Origin of the sequence: Intestinibaculum porci (assembly GCF_003925875.1) — a bacterium.
GTDB classification, from domain to species: Bacteria; Bacillota_I; Bacilli_A; order Erysipelotrichales; family Coprobacillaceae; genus Intestinibaculum; species Intestinibaculum porci.
On sequence record NZ_AP019309.1, the window covers coordinates 863,350 to 885,383 of the forward strand.

7 protein-coding genes and 8 rRNA genes are annotated in these 22,034 nt (G+C 47.6%); 13 read left to right on the forward strand and 2 right to left on the reverse strand.

Annotation, left to right across the window (positions count from 1 at the left end):
• The first annotated feature begins 186 nt into the window (after positions 1–186).
• Positions 187–3,073 (forward strand): 23S ribosomal RNA (locus SG0102_RS04215).
• Between the two features lie 39 nt (positions 3,074–3,112).
• Positions 3,113–3,221, forward strand: a 5S ribosomal RNA gene (rrf, locus tag SG0102_RS04220).
• Between the two features lie 910 nt (positions 3,222–4,131).
• On the opposite strand, the gene SG0102_RS04225 is transcribed toward rrf (SG0102_RS04220), so the two are convergent.
• A complete protein-coding gene (locus SG0102_RS04225; RefSeq protein WP_162300180.1) occupies positions 4,132–5,124 on the reverse strand; it encodes an IS1595 family transposase in 993 nt (330 codons plus the stop codon).
• Between the two features lie 575 nt (positions 5,125–5,699).
• On the opposite strand from SG0102_RS04225, the gene SG0102_RS04230 reads away from it, so the two are divergent.
• From SG0102_RS04230 to SG0102_RS04280, 11 genes are all read left to right on the forward strand, one after another.
• Positions 5,700–7,225, forward strand: a 16S ribosomal RNA gene (locus SG0102_RS04230).
• A gap of 264 nt (positions 7,226–7,489) precedes the next feature.
• Positions 7,490–10,376: ribosomal RNA gene (locus SG0102_RS04235) — 23S ribosomal RNA — on the forward strand.
• 39 nt (positions 10,377–10,415) lie between these two features.
• A 5S ribosomal RNA gene (gene rrf, locus SG0102_RS04240) occupies positions 10,416–10,524 on the forward strand.
• The 16S, 23S and 5S rRNA genes sit together here, the layout of an rRNA operon.
• A gap of 144 nt (positions 10,525–10,668) precedes the next feature.
• Positions 10,669–11,253: a GTP pyrophosphokinase gene (locus SG0102_RS04245; RefSeq protein WP_125118798.1), complete on the forward strand. Its 585-nt coding sequence runs from the start codon at positions 10,669–10,671 to the stop codon at positions 11,251–11,253.
• Between the two features lies 1 nt (position 11,254).
• Positions 11,255–11,932: a response regulator transcription factor gene (locus SG0102_RS04250; RefSeq protein WP_125118799.1), complete on the forward strand. Its 678-nt coding sequence runs from the start codon at positions 11,255–11,257 to the stop codon at positions 11,930–11,932.
• Complete coding sequence (locus SG0102_RS04255) at positions 11,913–13,151, forward strand: sensor histidine kinase (protein WP_125118800.1); 1,239 nt, start codon at positions 11,913–11,915, stop codon at positions 13,149–13,151. The genes SG0102_RS04250 and SG0102_RS04255 overlap by 20 nt, the downstream gene beginning before the upstream one ends.
• Before the next feature lie 338 nt (positions 13,152–13,489).
• Positions 13,490–15,015, forward strand: a 16S ribosomal RNA gene (locus SG0102_RS04260).
• 264 nt (positions 15,016–15,279) lie between these two features.
• Positions 15,280–18,166, forward strand: a 23S ribosomal RNA gene (locus tag SG0102_RS04265).
• Positions 18,167–18,205: 39 nt separating this feature from the next.
• Positions 18,206–18,314 (forward strand): 5S ribosomal RNA (gene rrf, locus SG0102_RS04270).
• A gap of 107 nt (positions 18,315–18,421) precedes the next feature.
• Positions 18,422–19,180, forward strand: a complete 759-nt coding sequence (locus SG0102_RS04275; protein ID WP_125118801.1) for a DeoR/GlpR family DNA-binding transcription regulator — start codon at positions 18,422–18,424, stop codon at positions 19,178–19,180.
• Complete coding sequence (locus SG0102_RS04280; protein WP_125118802.1) at positions 19,177–19,977, forward strand: Cof-type HAD-IIB family hydrolase; 801 nt, start codon at positions 19,177–19,179, stop codon at positions 19,975–19,977. The genes SG0102_RS04275 and SG0102_RS04280 overlap by 4 nt, the downstream gene beginning before the upstream one ends.
• Before the next feature lie 337 nt (positions 19,978–20,314).
• Here the strand turns inward: SG0102_RS04280 and SG0102_RS04285 are convergent, their stop codons facing one another.
• Positions 20,315–22,030 carry an ATP-binding cassette domain-containing protein gene (locus SG0102_RS04285; RefSeq protein WP_125118803.1) on the reverse strand — a complete coding sequence of 572 codons (1,716 nt, stop codon included), beginning with the start codon at positions 22,028–22,030 and terminating at the stop codon, positions 20,315–20,317.
• Between the last annotated feature and the right edge of the window lie 4 nt (positions 22,031–22,034).

The window sequence follows — 22,034 nt, forward strand, 5'->3', positions numbered from 1 at the left end:
AAAGCAAAGAGAAGACTTATTAATTCAAATTAGTAAGACTTCCTGCAAACACTATATAAGGATAAGATCAGAGAAACATCAAAGGTCTAGAATCTGGTATAGTGGGCAAAAGCTAAGATAAACAAGAGAAACAGTTAGATCAAGAATAACAGTCAGTAAACTCAAGCTTATTCATATCAACTTTCAGGTCAAGAAAGAAAGGGCGTATGGCGGAAGCCTGGGCACACAGAGGCGAAGAAGGACGGAGCAAACACCGAAATGCATCGGGGAGCCGTAAGCAGGCGAAGATCCGGCGATGTCCGAATGGGGAAACCCGCATGAGCAAGACTCATGCATCCTTCAGCGAATACATAGCTGGAGAGAGGCGAGACGCAGGGAACTGAAACATCTAAGTACCTGCAGGAAAAGAAATCAAACGAGATTCCGTAAGTAGCGGCGAGCGAAAGCGGAGGAGCCCAAACCATCATATGATGGGGTAGTAGGACCCGCACAAAGCGAAGGCCTCGGCAGCCGAATGTCATGGGAAGGACATCCAGAGAGGGTGAGAGACCCGTAGGCGAAACCGAGGCTTAGCGAGCGGAGATCCTGAGTACGGCGGGACACGAGAAATCCTGTCGGAAGCATCGGGGACCATCCCGAAAGGCTAAAGACTCCTGTGTGACCGATAGCGAACCAGTACCGTGAGGGAAAGGTGAAAAGAACCCCGGGAGGGGAGTGAAAGAGAACCAGAAACCATATGCCTACAAGAAGTCAGAGCCCGTCAAAGGGTGATGGCGTGCCTTTTGTAGAATGAGCCGGCGAGTTGCTTTTCCAGGCGAGGCTAAGCAGGATATGCGGAGCCGAAGCGAAAGCGAGTCTTAATAGGGCGAGAGTCTGGAGGAGCAGACCCGAAACCGGGTGATCTAGCCATGGACAGGTTGAAGTCGGGGTGAGACCCGATGGAGGACCGAACCGACCCCCGTTGAAACGTTGGCGGATGATCTGTGGCTAGGGGTGAAATTCCAAACGAACCCGGAGATAGCTGGTTCTCCCCGAAATAGCTTTAGGGCTAGCGTCGCGAGACGGCATGCGAAGGTAGAGCACTGAATATGCGATGGCCTCATCCCGAGGTACTGAGCATAATCAAACTCCGAATGTCGCACGTCCAGTCGCGGCAGTCAGTCTGCGGGTGATAAGGTCCGCGGACAAGAGGGAAACAGCCCAGACCATCAGCTAAGGTCCCAAAGTGCATGCCAAGTGGAAAAGGAAGTGGGGACGTGGAGACAACTAGGAGGTTGGCTCAGAAGCAGCCATCCTTCAAAGAGTGCGTAACAGCTCACTAGTCGAATGACCCTGCGCCGATAATTTACCGGGGCTAAGCATGACACCGAAGCTATGGATATGAAAATATGGTAGGGGAGCGTTCCATCCGGCGGAGAAGCGGGACCGAAAGGGCCCGAGGAGCGGATGGAAGAGAGAATGCCGGCGTGAGTAGCGAGATGCGGGTGAGAATCCCGCACACCGATGGCCCAAGGTCTCCAGAGGAAGGTTCGTCCGCTCTGGGAGAGTCGGGACCTAAGGAGAGGCCGAAAGGCGTATCCGATGGAAGACAGGCGGAGATTCCTGTACCCTTCAGGGAGCGATGGAGTGACGGAGAAGGCTAGCGCAACCGGCGGACGGAAGAGCCGGGGCAAGCGAGGTAGCCGTGATGCAGTGAAATGCGCATCACAGAAGGCGAAGGCGTGACGCATACGGAAAGCTGCGGCAAGTACGGAAAAGCGTGAAGCAGACTTCCAGGAAAAGCTTCTAGCACAAATTTCTGAAGGCCCGTACCGAAAATGGACACACATGGGCAGGGAGAGAATCCCAAGGTGAGCGAGAGAACTGCAGCTAAGGAACTCTGCAAAATGACCCCGTAACTTAGGGAGAAGGGGTGCTCTTCGGAGCCGCAGAAAAATGGCCCAAGCGACTGTTTACCAAAAACACAGCTCTCTGCGAAGGCGCAAGCCGAAGTATAGGGGGTGACGCCTGCCCGGTGCTGGAAGGTCAAGAGGAGTGGTCAGCGCAAGCGAAGCCATGATACGAAGCCCCAGTAAACGGCGGCCGTAACTATAACGGTCCTAAGGTAGCGAAATTCCTTGTCAGGTAAGTTCTGACCCGCACGAAAGGCGTAACGATTTGGGCGCTGTCTCGGCTGCAGACTCGGTGAAGTCTTAGTACCTGTGAAGATGCAGGTTGCCCGCGACTAGACGGAAAGACCCCATGGAGCTTCACTGCAGGCCGACATTGGGCCTGGGTGCATGACGTACAGGATAGGTGGGAGGCTGCGAGACGGGTTCGCCAGGATCCGAGGAGCCGCTGTTGGGATACCACCCCTCGTGCACTTAGGTTCTAACCGGGACGCGTAAGCCGCGTACGGGACAGTGTCAGCCGGGCAGTTTGACTGGGGCGGTCGCCTCCCAAAGAGTAACGGAGGCGCCCAAAGATACCCTCAGCGTGGATGGAAACCACGCATCGAGCGCAAAGGCATAAGGGTGTCTGACTGCGAGACAAACAGGTCGAGCAGGGACGAAAGTCGGGCTTAGTGATCCGGCGGTACCGCATGGAAGGGCCGTCGCTCAACGGATAAAAGCTACCCTGGGGATAACAGGCTGATCTCCCCCAAGAGTTCACATCGACGGGGAGGTTTGGCACCTCGATGTCGGCTCATCGCATCCTGGAGCTGAAGTCGGTTCCAAGGGTTGGGCTGTTCGCCCATTAAAGCGGTACGCGAGCTGGGTTCAGAACGTCGTGAGACAGTTCGGTCCCTATCTGTCGTGGGCGCAGGAGGTCTGAGGAGAGCTGCCCTCAGTACGAGAGGACCGGGGTGGACGGACCGATGGTGGACCAGTTGTCACGCCAGTGGCACAGCTGGGTAGCCAAGTCCGGAAGGGATAAGCGCTGAAGGCATCTAAGCGTGAAGCCCCCTCCAAGATGAGACCTCCCGTTGCTTAGCAAGTAAGGCCCCTTAAAGACGATAAGGTTGATAGACCGGGAGTGAAAGCATGGCGACATGTTCAGCGGACCGGCACTAATAGGCCGAGGACTTGACCAGAGAAGAGATTGTGTGCGGTTTTCAGGGGAGATCCTGAGATCCGGTAGCGATGGCGTGATGGAGACACCCGTACCCATGCCGAACACGGAAGTTAAGCATCACAGCGTCGACGATAGTCAGAAATGGCGACAATAGAACGCTGCCGGTCGATAGCACCTCAGATGAGGTGCTTTTGTTTTGCGTGAGAGTTATGTCTCACACTTTTTTAATTGATTATTTTTTTAATGTAAAAAATAGTTAAATCAATAAAGAGGGACCAAAATAAAATGTGTCGTCAATGACCAGGTGGTCAATAGAATTTCATGTTGAATGAAAGATCTATTGCGTCACTAAAAAAAGAATAAAACTGAGTGAAAATAGAGGGGGGTTGGCATTAATTATTTACAAATTTTTACTCGTCGTGGCGATTTACCAAGTGTGAAATTTGCAAGAATTCTTGGTATTGAGTTCGTTAGGAAGATCGCACAACCTAATAATCCTGATCATTTAAATAAGATGATCACTTCATTTTGATTTTAGGAGAAATGAATCGTGTTTTTGATCGCTCTTATGTGGAGGATTGAATTATCATAATGCCAGAAACGAAATATAACACTTTAGGTGCTTTACTAGGAATACAAATAGAAAGTCATCTTCATGTTTTAGTTGCGATGCAAAAAGCGTAACTGATATGAGGTTTACAAAGCTTTTCAAAGGCGCTATGCTGCAAGTTTACTTGGCAGATTCAACGCGTCATTTAGATAAAGCGCCTTTATTTAAAGAGGTGATGGATCTAATCAGGTTATAGAAGATGATTATGGACGCTTTAAAACAAATGAACATTTTGATCGTATATGGGAGTTATGTGGTCATGCCACTACTTTTGATTCGTTCAAGCACGCTAACGAACATCGTATGATCTCCTCAACAGGACAATTAGGTAATAAGTGGGAGATGACTTTTGATCCGTTTGTAGAATTGCCTGCCAATAGCTTGTTACTAAGCTTTTACTTTAGACATGTTAATAGGAAAAGTGAGAGGCATTATTTAATTATATGAAAGAGAACAACTCTCAGGTACTAGGATTTCAAGAATTTAGATTCATAGAGGTTCAAAACATTAATAACCGCACTATTTCGTAGTGGTTTTGACTTGCGTAAATACTTGATTATCTTATTCATGATATTCTTACCGGTAAAGCGGTGATTGAAGCGCCATTCCTGCTCAGCAAGGAACAATGGTAAATCTCTTTTAGATACACCATGATAAATAGTTTTAATGTTGTTTTCTATATTACCAGAAATGACATTTTGCCAGTAAAGCTTATGATCTTTCTCTTTATAGTTAACTTTTGCACTATGTAAATCTACTATTTTCTTTAGAAAATTAAAAGATGTATCCTTATCACAGTTTATTACCGTACTCTTATCTAGTTTTACGTGTTTACGCATCCATTTCTTAATTGAAGCTGATTTATGGTTCATAAGGGCATGTAATTTCACAAAGGTAGGATACTTGTTGTCTTGTGTTGTACCTAAAATAATGACTACTGGTGACTTATCAGCGCCTTTACCGCGCTTACCACCTGGTCTTTTACCACCAACTTCAAGGATATCTAGGTCATAGAATTTGCTTTCTAAAAGATGATCATTATTACTTTCAGCCATGAGTATTCTGAATTTTCTGATCCATTTACCAGCTGTTTTAGAGCTTGTATTGATGAGATTTCCCATTTCAACGGCACTAATCCCTTTATTCTGAACAAAGAATAGGTAAATGGCTAGAATCAGCTGCCAGAGTGTCAGGTTGCTATTATCAAAAATAGTGCCTGACAACAATGAAAACTGATGACCGCAATCCTTGCACTCAAGGATGTAATTGTTCTTAATACCTGTTGTTCTTTTGATCAAATAATACTCATGGCAATGGCAAAAATCACATTCAAATCCCTCAGGCCATTTGATGTTAAGGAAGAACTTAATCTGAGCATCTGTTGAACCATATTTTTCTTCCAGCTCAACCAATGAGAGCTTTCTAGGTTTTTCCTTATTCCAAGTACGCTTTTTTGACATATCCATAACCTCTTTTCTACATTACATCTATATTATTGCATAACTACAAAATCATGCTTTGAATATAGGCTGATAAAAGGGATTATTTAGGATTTAAAATTAAAAAGTTAAACTTTCCCTGAGAGAAGTTCTCTTTCATATTTAATTATGTTGAAAAATATCATATCTCTATTTATCCAAAGTAGCTCTTTTTACTAGAACAAGTCACAAAAGCACATATCTGATTGGATAGTCGTAAAAGTTTTAAAAAGAAATTATTTTAATCAAATGATCGCTTTGCAAAGCATATTTTAAAAGAGGATAAAAATGACCTGACATGTAAAAATGAGCGATTATGCGCAATAAAATGCCTGTATACCACATTTTTTAACGAAACATTCAAAAAATCTAAAAAAACACTTTACAAGCAGGAAGGAAAATGGTATATTTAGTTAGCACTCCGGTAAGGAGCGCATGCAGAACATTGAAAACTGAAAAGAAACACGTCAAAGAACTCATTTTTGAGCGGTGAACAAAACACCGAAAACAAATAGTCAGAAGTAATTTAAAGAGCTTATTCAAAGCTCCATTCATAAACAATGGAGAGTTTGATCCTGGCTCAGGATGAACGCTGGCGGCGTGCCTAATACATGCAAGTCGAACGGAGCACCTTGGTGCTCAGTGGCGAACGGGTGAGGAGAACATAGGTAACCTGCCCCTCCGAGGGGGACAACAGCTGGAAACGGCTGCTAAGACCGCATAGACGCATTCAGGGCATCCTGGATGCGCTAAATGACCGGATGGTCAGCGGGGGGATGGACCTATGCAGTATTAGCTAGTTGGCGGGGCAACGGCCCACCAAGGCGACGATACTTAGCCGGCCTGAGAGGGCGGACGGCCACACTGGGACTGAGACACGGCCCAGACTCCTACGGGAGGCAGCAGTAGGGAATTTTCGGCAATGGGGGAAACCCTGACCGAGCAACGCCGCGTGAACGAAGAAGGCCTTCGGGTCGTAAAGTTCTGTTGTACGGGAAGAACGTCGGATGGAGGAAATGCCATGCGAGTGACGGTACCGAACATAGAAAGCCACGGCTAACTACGTGCCAGCAGCCGCGGTAATACGTAGGTGGCGAGCGTTATCCGGAATCATTGGGCGTAAAGAGGGAGCAGGCGGTGATACAGGTCTGGAGGTGAAAGCCCGAAGCTAAACTTCGGGAAGCCCCGGAAACCGGATCACTGGAGTGCGGAAGAGGATCGTGGAATTCCATGTGTAGCGGTGAAATGCGTAGATATATGGAGGAACACCAGTGGCGAAGGCGACGGTCTGGTCCGCAACTGACGCTCAGTCCCGAAAGCGTGGGGAGCAAATAGGATTAGATACCCTAGTAGTCCACGCCGTAAACGATCGATACTAAGTGTCGGGAGTCAGATCCCGGTGCTGCAGTCAACGCAATAAGTATCGCGCCTGAGTAGTACGTTCGCAAGAATGAAACTCAAAGGAATTGACGGGGGCCCGCACAAGCGGTGGAGCATGTGGTTTAATTCGAAGCAACGCGAAGAACCTTACCAGGTCTTGACATCGATCTAAAAGGGAGAGAGATCTCCTCATAGCTATAGAGAAGACAGGTGGTGCATGGTTGTCGTCAGCTCGTGTCGTGAGATGTTGGGTTAAGTCCCGCAACGAGCGCAACCCCTGTCGCCAGTTGCCAGCATTGAGTTGGGGACTCTGGCGAGACTGCCTCTGCAAGGAGGAGGAAGGCGGGGATGACGTCAAATCATCATGCCCCTTATGACCTGGGCCACACACGTGCTACAATGGACGGAGCAGAGGGAAGCGAGACCGCGAGGTTGAGCAGAGCCCAGAAACCCGTTCTCAGTTCGGACTGCAGTCTGCAACTCGACTGCACGAAGCTGGAATCGCTAGTAATCGCGGATCAGCATGCCGCGGTGAATACGTTCTCGGGCCTTGTACACACCGCCCGTCACACCATGAGAGTCAGCAACACCCGAAGCCGGTGGCTCAACCGCAAGGAGAGAGCTGTCTAAGGTGGGGCCGATGATTGGGGTGAAGTCGTAACAAGGTATCCCTACGGGAACGTGGGGATGGATCACCTCCTTTCTAGGGAGAAATGCGTGTTTCTTTTCGGTTTTCTCTGCTTTGCAGAGAAGGAAGACCCTTGAAAACCGCATACAATCAAAAGCAAAGAGAAGACTTATTAATTCAAATTAGTAAGACTTCCTGCAAACACTATATAAGGATAAGATCAGAGAAACATCAAAGGTCTAGAATCTGGTATAGTGGGCAAAAGCTAAGATAAACAAGAGAAACAGTTAGATCAAGAATAACAGTCAGTAAACTCAAGCTTATTCATATCAACTTTCAGGTCAAGAAAGAAAGGGCGTATGGCGGAAGCCTGGGCACACAGAGGCGAAGAAGGACGGAGCAAACACCGAAATGCATCGGGGAGCCGTAAGCAGGCGAAGATCCGGTGATGTCCGAATGGGGAAACCCGCATGAGCAAGACTCATGCATCCTTCAGCGAATACATAGCTGGAGAGAGGCGAGACGCAGGGAACTGAAACATCTAAGTACCTGCAGGAAAAGAAATCAAACGAGATTCCGTAAGTAGCGGCGAGCGAAAGCGGAGGAGCCCAAACCATCATATGATGGGGTAGTAGGACCCGCACAAAGCGAAGGCCTTGGCAGCCGAATGTCATGGGAAGGACATCCAGAGAGGGTGAGAGACCCGTAGGCGAAACCGAGGTTTAGCGAGCGGAGATCCTGAGTACGGCGGGACACGAGAAATCCTGTCGGAAGCATCGGGGACCATCCCGAAAGGCTAAAGACTCCTGTGTGACCGATAGCGAACCAGTACCGTGAGGGAAAGGTGAAAAGAACCCCGGGAGGGGAGTGAAAGAGAACCAGAAACCATATGCCTACAAGAAGTCAGAGCCCGTCAAAGGGTGATGGCGTGCCTTTTGTAGAATGAGCCGGCGAGTTGCTTTTCCAGGCGAGGCTAAGCAGGATATGCGGAGCCGAAGCGAAAGCGAGTCTTAATAGGGCGAGAGTCTGGAGGAGCAGACCCGAAACCGGGTGATCTAGCCATGGACAGGTTGAAGTCGGGGTGAGACCCGATGGAGGACCGAACCGACCCCCGTTGAAACGTTGGCGGATGATCTGTGGCTAGGGGTGAAATTCCAAACGAACCCGGAGATAGCTGGTTCTCCCCGAAATAGCTTTAGGGCTAGCGTCGCGAGACGGCATGCGAAGGTAGAGCACTGAATATGCGATGGCCTCATCCCGAGGTACTGAGCATAATCAAACTCCGAATGTCGCACGTCCAGTCGCGGCAGTCAGTCTGCGGGTGATAAGGTCCGCGGACAAGAGGGAAACAGCCCAGACCATCAGCTAAGGTCCCAAAGTGCATGCCAAGTGGAAAAGGAAGTGGGGACGTGGAGACAACTAGGAGGTTGGCTCAGAAGCAGCCATCCTTCAAAGAGTGCGTAACAGCTCACTAGTCGAATGACCCTGCGCCGATAATTTACCGGGGCTAAGCATGACACCGAAGCTATGGATATGAAAATATGGTAGGGGAGCGTTCCATCCGGCGGAGAAGCGGGACCGAAAGGGCCCGAGGAGCGGATGGAAGAGAGAATGCCGGCGTGAGTAGCGAGATGCGGGTGAGAATCCCGCACACCGATGGCCCAAGGTCTCCAGAGGAAGGTTCGTCCGCTCTGGGAGAGTCGGGACCTAAGGAGAGGCCGAAAGGCGTATCCGATGGAAGACAGGCGGAGATTCCTGTACCCTTCAGGGAGCGATGGAGTGACGGAGAAGGCTAGCGCAACCGGCGGACGGAAGAGCCGGGGCAAGCGAGGTAGCCGTGATGCAGTGAAATGCGCATCACAGAAGGCGAAGGCGTGACGCATACGGAAAGCTGCGGCAAGTACGGAAAAGCGTGAAGCAGACTTCCAGGAAAAGCTTCTAGCACAAATTTCTGAAGGCCCGTACCGAAAATGGACACACATGGGCAGGGAGAGAATCCCAAGGTGAGCGAGAGAACTGCAGCTAAGGAACTCTGCAAAATGACCCCGTAACTTAGGGAGAAGGGGTGCTCTTCGGAGCCGCAGAAAAATGGCCCAAGCGACTGTTTACCAAAAACACAGCTCTCTGCGAAGGCGCAAGCCGAAGTATAGGGGGTGACGCCTGCCCGGTGCTGGAAGGTCAAGAGGAGTGGTCAGCGCAAGCGAAGCCATGATACGAAGCCCCAGTAAACGGCGGCCGTAACTATAACGGTCCTAAGGTAGCGAAATTCCTTGTCAGGTAAGTTCTGACCCGCACGAAAGGCGTAACGATTTGGGCGCTGTCTCGGCTGCAGACTCGGTGAAGTCTTAGTACCTGTGAAGATGCAGGTTGCCCGCGACTAGACGGAAAGACCCCATGGAGCTTCACTGCAGGCCGACATTGGGCCTGGGTGCATGACGTACAGGATAGGTGGGAGGCTGCGAGACGGGTTCGCCAGGATCCGAGGAGCCGCTGTTGGGATACCACCCCTCGTGCACTTAGGTTCTAACCGGGACGCGTAAGCCGCGTACGGGACAGTGTCAGCCGGGCAGTTTGACTGGGGCGGTCGCCTCCCAAAGAGTAACGGAGGCGCCCAAAGATACCCTCAGCGTGGATGGAAACCACGCATCGAGCGCAAAGGCATAAGGGTGTCTGACTGCGAGACAAACAGGTCGAGCAGGGACGAAAGTCGGGCTTAGTGATCCGGCGGTACCGCATGGAAGGGCCGTCGCTCAACGGATAAAAGCTACCCTGGGGATAACAGGCTGATCTCCCCCAAGAGTTCACATCGACGGGGAGGTTTGGCACCTCGATGTCGGCTCATCGCATCCTGGAGCTGAAGTCGGTTCCAAGGGTTGGGCTGTTCGCCCATTAAAGCGGTACGCGAGCTGGGTTCAGAACGTCGTGAGACAGTTCGGTCCCTATCTGTCGTGGGCGCAGGAGGTCTGAGGAGAGCTGCCCTCAGTACGAGAGGACCGGGGTGGACGGACCGATGGTGGACCAGTTGTCACGCCAGTGGCACAGCTGGGTAGCCAAGTCCGGAAGGGATAAGCGCTGAAGGCATCTAAGCGTGAAGCCCCCTCCAAGATGAGACCTCCCGTTGCTTAGCAAGTAAGGCCCCTTAAAGACGATAAGGTTGATAGACCGGGAGTGAAAGCATGGCGACATGTTCAGCGGACCGGCACTAATAGGCCGAGGACTTGACCAGAGAAGAGATTGTGTGCGGTTTTCAGGGGAGATCCTGAGATCCGGTAGCGATGGCGTGATGGAGACACCCGTACCCATGCCGAACACGGAAGTTAAGCATCACAGCGTCGACGATAGTCAGAAATGGCGACAATAGAACGCTGCCGGTCGATAGCACCTCAGATGAGGTGCTTTTGTTTTGCGTGAGATTTATGTCTCACGCTTTTTATATTGTGTTCATAATTATTGAGTAAGATATTTTTAATCCATGAGATTCACATATTGTCATGTTATGATTTTAAAGAGGTGGTTTTATGGCATCAATATATGATCCTTATTATGATGATTTAGTTAAGATTCAACAAAAGGTTCTTGATGATATAGAAGATATTAAACAGGATATTATGCAAAAGAAAGGTATGAATCCGATCGAACATTGCTTATCACGAATTAAGGATGAAGCAAGCATGAAAGAAAAATGTCTCAGAAAGCATCTGCCCATTAATAGTGATTCTGCTTTACATAAGATTCAGGATGCCATTGGTGTGCGCATTGTCTGTGCTTTCCTTGATGACGTTTATGATATTAGAGATGCTTTACTGCATGAAAAGCATTACGATATTATTCGCGAAAAAGACTATATCAAAAATGTCAAACCATCAGGCTATCGCTCTTTACATTTAATTGTCAAAGTTGATGGTTACTTTGTGGAATTTCAGCTGAGAACTATTTCTCAGGATACTTGGGCTGCTTTAGAGCATCATATGCGCTATAAAAAGGATATTAAAGGCGACATAAAGCTTATAGAAAGTGAACTGAAACGCTGCGCGGACGAGCTTGCGGCCACAGATATCTCTATGCAGACAATTAGAAATATGATCATTGAAGAAGGTGAATAATATGAGATTACTCTTAGCAGAGGATACACAAGATTTAAATAAAGCGATTGCGACGGTATTAAGACATTATAACTATGAAGTGGACTGTGCCTTTGATGGTGAAGAAGCTTTAACATATTTAAACCGCCAGCATTATGAGGCGGTGATCTTAGATATCATGATGCCGAAAAAAGATGGTATTGCAGTTTTGCAGGATATGCGATCTAACGATGATATGACACCAGTGTTATTATTAACCGCAAAAGCAGAAGTGGATGATCGTGTCACTGGCTTAGATGCGGGGGCCGACGATTATTTGGTTAAACCTTTTGCAATGAAAGAGCTGCTTGCGCGCATTCGCTCACTTACCAGACGTAATGATGATTATGATCGTCGTGATGTCAGTGTTGGCAATGTCACTTTAAATGTGGAGAATGAAGAATTATCATCGCTTAATTCCATTCGTTTATCACACAAGGAATGTGAGCTCTTTAAAGAACTAGCGCTTCATAAGAATCCTTTAGATACCAAGTATCTGTTTGAAAAGATCTGGAAGGGCGAAGAGGTGAGTGAAGATACCATTTGGCTTTATATCTCTTATTTGAAAGGAAAACTGCAGTCGATCAATGCGAATATTACCATTGCGGGAGAGCGTGGCGGCAGTTTTCAGCTTGTGAACAATGAGCAAGAATGCGATTAATAAATTACGCCTGAAATTTATTGGTATCTTCATGGGCGTCCTTATTGCGATCATTGGTTTATTCTCTGTATCTATTCATATTATTAACCAGTATAATCGCAATCGCGTGATCAATGCGGCTTTAAGCTATATCGTAGATCAGAACGGAGAAATCAATAAAAACCCGAAAGCTGGTTCTTTTGATGATTTCTCAACGGAATTCCATTATTCAGCCCGCTACTTCTCTGTCACTTACAATAAAGATGGCTCGATTGCTCGTTCCACCACCAGCCATATTGCGGCCGTTTCTCGCAGCCAGGCTTATAATCTTGCCAGAAAAGCTTTACGCAGCGGTGATGAGACAGGGCACGATGGCGTTTATTATTATAAAGTTGCAAAAGTCGGCAAAAATCAGACTTTGGTTGTTTTTCTTGATTGTACGACGCAAATTGAATCAAGCAAAAACCTTACAATAACTATTATTATGGTCACTTTACCAGGTATTTTATTGGTCTTTGTTTGCGCTCTCGCTATTTCGAAGCGAGCGGTTCGACCAGAAATCGAAAATGCGGAAAGACAGAATCTATTCATTACGAATGCTTCCCATGAATTGAAAACACCGTTAGCGGTTATTCGCGCGAACATGGAAGTCGAAGAGATGATTAACGGTGAAGATGAGTGGACGAAATCGACGATGAATCAGGTGGAGCGCATGAATGGTCTCATCCAGAATTTAGTGATGATCGCCAAAGCGCAGGAACAGGAAAATCGGGAAGGAGACGCAATAATTAATGTCTCGACATTAATTAATGAGTCCATCGATCCTTTTATGTCCCTTGTGCAAAGTGAAAACAAACAAATCATCAGGACAATTCAAAGTGATGTGATGATGAAAGGTGATGCCTCAAAAGTGCGGCAGCTTTGTTCCTTGTTAGTTGATAATGCCGTAAAGTATTGTGATGATCAGGGCACGATCACGGTTGCCTTAAGTGCGTTAAAGAAAGATAAAGTGATTCGATTGGACGTTTCAAATACCTATGCAGATGGCAAGAATGTCGATTACACCAAATTCTTTGACCGCTTCTATCGCGCTGATCAATCGCATAACATTGATCGTGGCGGTTATGGTATTGGTTTATCGATTGCAGAAAGTATTGTTCGTCTTTATGGCGGCAGTATTCATGCCTCATGGAAAGAAGGCATCATTACCTTTACCTGCATGATGAAGAGTAAGATTTAAGGCTTACTCTTTTTTACTATATTGTCGACGTATTTAAGCGCCATTGTGACGTTTTATAAAAGGATAAAAATGACCTGACATGTAAAAATGAGCGATTATGCGCAATAAAATGCCTGTATACCGTATTTTTTAACGAAAGATTCAAAAAATCTCAAAAAACACTTTACAAGCAGGAAGGAAAATGGTATATTTAGTTAGCACTCCGGTAAGGAGCGCATGCAGAACATTGAAAACTGAAAAGAAACACGTCAAAGAACTCATTTTTGAGCGGTGAACAAAACACCGAAAACAAATAGTCAGAAGTAATTTAAAGAGCTTATTCAAAGCTCCATTCATAAACAATGGAGAGTTTGATCCTGGCTCAGGATGAACGCTGGCGGCGTGCCTAATACATGCAAGTCGAACGGAGCACCTTGGTGCTCAGTGGCGAACGGGTGAGGAGAACATAGGTAACCTGCCCCTCCGAGGGGGACAACAGCTGGAAACGGCTGCTAAGACCGCATAGACGCATTCAGGGCATCCTGGATGCGCTAAATGACCGGATGGTCAGCGGGGGGATGGACCTATGCAGTATTAGCTAGTTGGCGGGGCAACGGCCCACCAAGGCGACGATACTTAGCCGGCCTGAGAGGGCGGACGGCCACACTGGGACTGAGACACGGCCCAGACTCCTACGGGAGGCAGCAGTAGGGAATTTTCGGCAATGGGGGAAACCCTGACCGAGCAACGCCGCGTGAACGAAGAAGGCCTTCGGGTCGTAAAGTTCTGTTGTACGGGAAGAACGTCGGATGGAGGAAATGCCATGCGAGTGACGGTACCGAACATAGAAAGCCACGGCTAACTACGTGCCAGCAGCCGCGGTAATACGTAGGTGGCGAGCGTTATCCGGAATCATTGGGCGTAAAGAGGGAGCAGGCGGTGATACAGGTCTGGAGGTGAAAGCCCGAAGCTAAACTTCGGGAAGCCCCGGAAACCGGATCACTGGAGTGCGGAAGAGGATCGTGGAATTCCATGTGTAGCGGTGAAATGCGTAGATATATGGAGGAACACCAGTGGCGAAGGCGACGGTCTGGTCCGCAACTGACGCTCAGTCCCGAAAGCGTGGGGAGCAAATAGGATTAGATACCCTAGTAGTCCACGCCGTAAACGATCGATACTAAGTGTCGGGAGTCAGATCCCGGTGCTGCAGTCAACGCAATAAGTATCGCGCCTGAGTAGTACGTTCGCAAGAATGAAACTCAAAGGAATTGACGGGGGCCCGCACAAGCGGTGGAGCATGTGGTTTAATTCGAAGCAACGCGAAGAACCTTACCAGGTCTTGACATCGATCTAAAAGGGAGAGAGATCTCCTCATAGCTATAGAGAAGACAGGTGGTGCATGGTTGTCGTCAGCTCGTGTCGTGAGATGTTGGGTTAAGTCCCGCAACGAGCGCAACCCCTGTCGCCAGTTGCCAGCATTGAGTTGGGGACTCTGGCGAGACTGCCTCTGCAAGGAGGAGGAAGGCGGGGATGACGTCAAATCATCATGCCCCTTATGACCTGGGCCACACACGTGCTACAATGGACGGAGCAGAGGGAAGCGAGACCGCGAGGTTGAGCAGAACCCAGAAACCCGTTCTCAGTTCGGACTGCAGTCTGCAACTCGACTGCACGAAGCTGGAATCGCTAGTAATCGCGGATCAGCATGCCGCGGTGAATACGTTCTCGGGCCTTGTACACACCGCCCGTCACACCATGAGAGTCAGCAACACCCGAAGCCGGTGGCTCAACCGCAAGGAGAGAGCTGTCTAAGGTGGGGCCGATGATTGGGGTGAAGTCGTAACAAGGTATCCCTACGGGAACGTGGGGATGGATCACCTCCTTTCTAGGGAGAAATGCGTGTTTCTTTTCGGTTTTCTCTGCTTTGCAGAGAAGGAAGACCCTTGAAAACCGCATACAATCAAAAGCAAAGAGAAGACTTATTAATTAAGATTAGTAAGACTTCCTGCAAACACTATATAAGGATAAGATCAGAGAAACATCAAAGGTCTAGAATCTGGTATAGTGGGCAAAAGCTAAGATAAACAAGAGAAACAGTTAGATCAAGAATAACAGTCAGTAAACTCAAGCTTATTCATATCAACTTTCAGGTCAAGAAAGAAAGGGCGTATGGCGGAAGCCTGGGCACACAGAGGCGAAGAAGGACGGAGCAAACACCGAAATGCATCGGGGAGCCGTAAGCAGGCGAAGATCCGGTGATGTCCGAATGGGGAAACCCGCATGAGCAAGACTCATGCATCCTTCAGCGAATACATAGCTGGAGAGAGGCGAGACGCAGGGAACTGAAACATCTAAGTACCTGCAGGAAAAGAAATCAAACGAGATTCCGTAAGTAGCGGCGAGCGAAAGCGGAGGAGCCCAAACCATCATATGATGGGGTAGTAGGACCCGCACAAAGCGAAGGCCTCGGCAGCCGAATGTCATGGGAAGGACATCCAGAGAGGGTGAGAGACCCGTAGGCGAAACCGAGGTTTAGCGAGCGGAGATCCTGAGTACGGCGGGACACGAGAAATCCTGTCGGAAGCATCGGGGACCATCCCGAAAGGCTAAAGACTCCTGTGTGACCGATAGCGAACCAGTACCGTGAGGGAAAGGTGAAAAGAACCCCGGGAGGGGAGTGAAAGAGAACCAGAAACCATATGCCTACAAGAAGTCAGAGCCCGTCAAAGGGTGATGGCGTGCCTTTTGTAGAATGAGCCGGCGAGTTGCTTTTCCAGGCGAGGCTAAGCAGGATATGCGGAGCCGAAGCGAAAGCGAGTCTTAATAGGGCGAGAGTCTGGAGGAGCAGACCCGAAACCGGGTGATCTAGCCATGGACAGGTTGAAGTCGGGGTGAGACCCGATGGAGGACCGAACCGACCCCCGTTGAAACGTTGGCGGATGATCTGTGGCTAGGGGTGAAATTCCAAACGAACCCGGAGATAGCTGGTTCTCCCCGAAATAGCTTTAGGGCTAGCGTCGCGAGACGGCATGCGAAGGTAGAGCACTGAATATGCGATGGCCTCATCCCGAGGTACTGAGCATAATCAAACTCCGAATGTCGCACGTCCAGTCGCGGCAGTCAGTCTGCGGGTGATAAGGTCCGCGGACAAGAGGGAAACAGCCCAGACCATCAGCTAAGGTCCCAAAGTGCATGCCAAGTGGAAAAGGAAGTGGGGACGTGGAGACAACTAGGAGGTTGGCTCAGAAGCAGCCATCCTTCAAAGAGTGCGTAACAGCTCACTAGTCGAATGACCCTGCGCCGATAATTTACCGGGGCTAAGCATGACACCGAAGCTATGGATATGAAAATATGGTAGGGGAGCGTTCCATCCGGCGGAGAAGCGGGACCGAAAGGGCCCGAGGAGCGGATGGAAGAGAGAATGCCGGCGTGAGTAGCGAGATGCGGGTGAGAATCCCGCACACCGATGGCCCAAGGTCTCCAGAGGAAGGTTCGTCCGCTCTGGGAGAGTCGGGACCTAAGGAGAGGCCGAAAGGCGTATCCGATGGAAGACAGGCGGAGATTCCTGTACCCTTCAGGGAGCGATGGAGTGACGGAGAAGGCTAGCGCAACCGGCGGACGGAAGAGCCGGGGCAAGCGAGGTAGCCGTGATGCAGTGAAATGCGCATCACAGAAGGCGAAGGCGTGACGCATACGGAAAGCTGCGGCAAGTACGGAAAAGCGTGAAGCAGACTTCCAGGAAAAGCTTCTAGCACAAATTTCTGAAGGCCCGTACCGAAAATGGACACACATGGGCAGGGAGAGAATCCCAAGGTGAGCGAGAGAACTGCAGCTAAGGAACTCTGCAAAATGACCCCGTAACTTAGGGAGAAGGGGTGCTCTTCGGAGCCGCAGAAAAATGGCCCAAGCGACTGTTTACCAAAAACACAGCTCTCTGCGAAGGCGCAAGCCGAAGTATAGGGGGTGACGCCTGCCCGGTGCTGGAAGGTCAAGAGGAGTGGTCAGCGCAAGCGAAGCCATGATACGAAGCCCCAGTAAACGGCGGCCGTAACTATAACGGTCCTAAGGTAGCGAAATTCCTTGTCAGGTAAGTTCTGACCCGCACGAAAGGCGTAACGATTTGGGCGCTGTCTCGGCTGCAGACTCGGTGAAGTCTTAGTACCTGTGAAGATGCAGGTTGCCCGCGACTAGACGGAAAGACCCCATGGAGCTTCACTGCAGGCCGACATTGGGCCTGGGTGCATGACGTACAGGATAGGTGGGAGGCTGCGAGACGGGTTCGCCAGGATCCGAGGAGCCGCTGTTGGGATACCACCCCTCGTGCACTTAGGTTCTAACCGGGACGCGTAAGCCGCGTACGGGACAGTGTCAGCCGGGCAGTTTGACTGGGGCGGTCGCCTCCCAAAGAGTAACGGAGGCGCCCAAAGATACCCTCAGCGTGGATGGAAACCACGCATCGAGCGCAAAGGCATAAGGGTGTCTGACTGCGAGACAAACAGGTCGAGCAGGGACGAAAGTCGGGCTTAGTGATCCGGCGGTACCGCATGGAAGGGCCGTCGCTCAACGGATAAAAGCTACCCTGGGGATAACAGGCTGATCTCCCCCAAGAGTTCACATCGACGGGGAGGTTTGGCACCTCGATGTCGGCTCATCGCATCCTGGAGCTGAAGTCGGTTCCAAGGGTTGGGCTGTTCGCCCATTAAAGCGGTACGCGAGCTGGGTTCAGAACGTCGTGAGACAGTTCGGTCCCTATCTGTCGTGGGCGCAGGAGGTCTGAGGAGAGCTGCCCTCAGTACGAGAGGACCGGGGTGGACGGACCGATGGTGGACCAGTTGTCACGCCAGTGGCACAGCTGGGTAGCCAAGTCCGGAAGGGATAAGCGCTGAAGGCATCTAAGCGTGAAGCCCCCTCCAAGATGAGACCTCCCGTTGCTTAGCAAGTAAGGCCCCTTAAAGACGATAAGGTTGATAGACCGGGAGTGAAAGCATGGCGACATGTTCAGCGGACCGGCACTAATAGGCCGAGGACTTGACCAGAGAAGAGATTGTGTGCGGTTTTCAGGGGAGATCCTGAGATCCGGTAGCGATGGCGTGATGGAGACACCCGTACCCATGCCGAACACGGAAGTTAAGCATCACAGCGTCGACGATAGTCAGAAATGGCGACAATAGAACGCTGCCGGTCGATAGCACCTCAGATGAGGTGCTTTTGTTTTGCATCTATGTAAGTAAATATAAGTATATATTGATTAAACACTTAAAAAAGCTTATAATAAAGGCGGAAGTGATGATATGGATCAAAATCAGAGAATTCATAAAATAAAAGAACTATTAGATGAGAAAGAAGTACTCAAATACCAGGATATTATGAAAATCTTTGGTATTTCCCGTGATACAGCACGACGAGATATTGTGAAAATGGTTGATTTAGGATTAGGACTGCGGACCCATGGCGGGATTATGATCAAATCCCAGGAACGGATGATTCTTGATTATAAGGAGCGCCAAAAAGAGCATATAAGTCTCAAAAAAGAAATTGCTCGTAAAGCTTTGAGTTATATCAGTATTCATAAAGTTATCTATTTTGATGTTTCAACGACGATTAATGCATTATGTGATCTGGTGCCTTCGCATATTATCGGTTATACCAATAGTCTAGCGAATGTGGAAAGTTTAAGCGCGCATTGTGAAACGCATATGATTGGCGGGAAATATAATCCTCGGGGACGTTTTATGTTTGGTCCTGATGCTTATAAAGCGATTGAAGGCATTACTTTTGATCTTTGTTTTTTAGGAGCTGCCTGTGTGAAAGAAGATGGGATCTATTTTCAGGATGAAGATGATGCCTATATGAAACATTTAGTAGCTTCGCGCTCGCACTTTGTGTGTGTGCTTTATGATGACAGCAAATATTTAAAAAAGGGGACAATTAAAGCTTTAGACTTTCGTGATGTACAAATGATCACAACCAATAAGCAGCCCCCAGAAAAAATCTTTGAAGCGATGAAAGAAGCAGGCTGTCTGCTTGATTATACAGGAGGAAATGTATGAAAACAGTAGTATTTAGTGATATTGATGGAACCTTATTACATAGTGATCATCAGATGTCGGTGGCCACGAAAGAAGCTATTTTGTCGCTGCAGGCAAAGGATATTCCCTTTGTTATTGTCAGTGCCCGCTCTCCATCAGGAATTTATCCGATCTTAAAGAAAAATGATTTTACCTGTGCCATTATTGCTTATAGCGGTGGCTTAATTTTGAATGAAGCGCATGAAGTGATTGCTTCGCAGGGGTTTAGCGCCTCACAGGCTAAGGCTATGATTGGCTTTATGCACCAGCAAGGCTTTGATTTAACCGCTAATATTTATAGCGGGGATGACTGGATCGTGGAAAAACGTGACGAAAGAGTTTTACGGGAGGAACATATTGTCGAAGCGAAAGCGAGAGTGGCCTCATTTAATGAATTAAGCGATGATATGAGCGTCAATAAGATTTTGTGTATGTGTAATCCTGATTATACAAATGACATTGAGAAGGCTTTAAAAGAGCGTTTTAAGGATGTTGTTATCAGCAAGAGTTCAGACATCCTCATTGAGATCAATGCTTTAGGTATTACCAAAGCGCATGCGGTTGAGGTGCTTTGTGATTATTACCATTGTCCAATAGATCAGGCGATTGCTTTTGGTGATAATTATAATGATCTGAGTATGCTGGAAGCTGTTGGACATCCTTATTTAATGGCGAATGCCCCACAAGCGTTATTAGAAAAGCTGCCAACACATACCTTATCTAATGATGACGATGGTCTTGTTTATGCTTTAAAACAATTACAGCTTATTGATGGTTAGCATACAAGGCTAAAATTTTTATTGGCTGTTGGAAAAACTTGGTTATAAATGTGTAGCGCCCCCATGGCTTGCCAAGGGGAACGCTACTTTTTAGTAGATAAAATGATGTATAATATGACTAGATTTAAAGGGAATTCTACTACGTTTCCTGCACGAAAGTGTCCAATAGAATGATGAACCGTCAGTTTAGCTGCTTGGGCAGACGGTAATGTCATATTTTTCCGAAAATTCCATCGATCAAAAGTTTCTTGTTAAAATCGTTTAAGACATTAATAATGTTAATGGCAGGAATCACATGGATATGATCTCATACGCTTTATAAATATAAATATCTATTCTAAGAGCGCAAAACCTTTTCAATAGAGAGTTTACTTAGGGTGTGATTCATGACAAGGATCGTAATGACATAAGTGATTAAAAGAATAAAGACACTTATGGCGGCTTGATTGTGGGCAATTAAGATGGGAATGGCTAGTGCTATGATAAACTGTAGAGCGGTACATGCACTTTTCACCTTTAACATAAAACGATGAGGGAGTCCTTCGATCGATAACTTAATGTCATCGATCAGATGTTTATGATAATACATTAATGTTAATGTGAGGGTGAGGATGAGAATAATGATGGTAAATAATGTCAGTAAACCAATCTTTAACCATTGCGTCATCTGAATAAGAGAGGCAATTTCCTTTTCATGGGTGAAGAAATTAATCACTTTGTAATGCTTTTGAATGAGACTGCGATCAGTTATAAACTGATCGTAGCTTTTTTCTTTATAGATATAAGCGACGTATGAGTGAATTGAATATTTCTTATAGAGCTTTTTCAGAAATGTGGGATCAATAGCCAAATAAGGGATATTGTTTTTAAAATAGGGACTCTTCTTTTGATCATTGAGAATACTGACTAAACCTTTATAGGTATAGTGTTGATGATCTATTTCTAAAGTGATTGATAAATCATCAAGATCAGTTCCATGTTTCATTAAAGATTGATAAAGCGTATAACTTAAGGCTATTGGTGATTCCTTTTGTGATAAGTAGCGTGCATTTCGTTTACTTAATAGCGGTACCGCCATGACTTCAAGGTCATCAAGCAAGGCTGAAGTATAATGATAGGCAATCGGTTTTACTTTTGTATTGGCTTGGTAAGTAAAAGGAGATAAGCCTTCATCAAGATGCTGATTTGTTTTGGTGACCATAAAAGCGAGATCTGATAAATGGTAATAGCTTTCCTGCATTGCAGAAAAGTGATGATCTGCCTGACGCAAAGAGAATTGCATCAAAGAAAGGCATAAGGTCAGGATGAGTGTTAAGATCAGAAAATCCTTGCGATGCAAGCGTAAATAGTAATGGAAATACAAAGGAAAGAGATCATCGGATGTTTCTTGAAAATGACTGATCTCTTCATGAGTACATTTATGACATATGAGCTGATGATCTTTGATTTCATAAAGAGCATCACAAAGCTCATCGGCCTGCGTAGAATGAGTTGCCATAATAACGGTGAGAGGACTGCTTGCTAACATATGAAAGAGTTCTTCTTCATGTAAACCGTCAAGGGCACTGCTTGGTTCATCAAGAATAATAACATCGACATTTCTTGCAAGAGCACAGGCGATCGCTAAACGCTGACGCTGGCCGCCAGAAAGGTGCATGATAGGCTCGTCAAGAGGAATGGTTAAATGCACCTGATGAAGATAAGAGACAATCTCTTCATCATGAGGATGATGACCATTTATAGCTGCATGCATAAGAATATTGCCTTTCACATCACTTTGCTCAAAAAGTAAGGGATCCTGCATGACATAGGCAATATGCTGATGGCGAAAAGCAGTACGCGTTTTTTCATTAGCGATGTCAATGACTTCATTGTTGTAAATATATGTGTAATCATGATCTTCGCTCATCAAAGCAAGACGATAAAGCAAAGAGGATTTCCCGCAGCCGCTGACCCCTTTAATGAGGGTAAACTGATGGTCAGGAATGATCATTTGTGATTCTTCAAGGATCGTTTTGTCTTCATAGCTAATGGCTAAATGGGCTAGTCTCATAGGC

Excerpts from the sequence above, each read along its gene's own strand:
- SG0102_RS04225 (WP_162300180.1), bottom strand. The coding sequence starts at position 5,124 with ATGTCAAAAAAGCGTACTTGGAATAAGGAAAAACCTAGAAAGCTCTCA.
- SG0102_RS04275 (WP_125118801.1), top strand. The coding sequence starts at position 18,422 with ATGGATCAAAATCAGAGAATTCATAAAATAAAAGAACTATTAGATGAG.
- SG0102_RS04245 (WP_125118798.1), top strand. The coding sequence starts at position 10,669 with ATGGCATCAATATATGATCCTTATTATGATGATTTAGTTAAGATTCAA.
- SG0102_RS04280 (WP_125118802.1), top strand. The coding sequence starts at position 19,177 with ATGAAAACAGTAGTATTTAGTGATATTGATGGAACCTTATTACATAGT.
- SG0102_RS04250 (WP_125118799.1), top strand. The coding sequence starts at position 11,255 with ATGAGATTACTCTTAGCAGAGGATACACAAGATTTAAATAAAGCGATT.
- SG0102_RS04255 (WP_125118800.1), top strand. The coding sequence starts at position 11,913 with ATGAGCAAGAATGCGATTAATAAATTACGCCTGAAATTTATTGGTATC.
- SG0102_RS04285 (WP_125118803.1), bottom strand. The coding sequence starts at position 22,030 with ATGAGACTAGCCCATTTAGCCATTAGCTATGAAGACAAAACGATCCTT.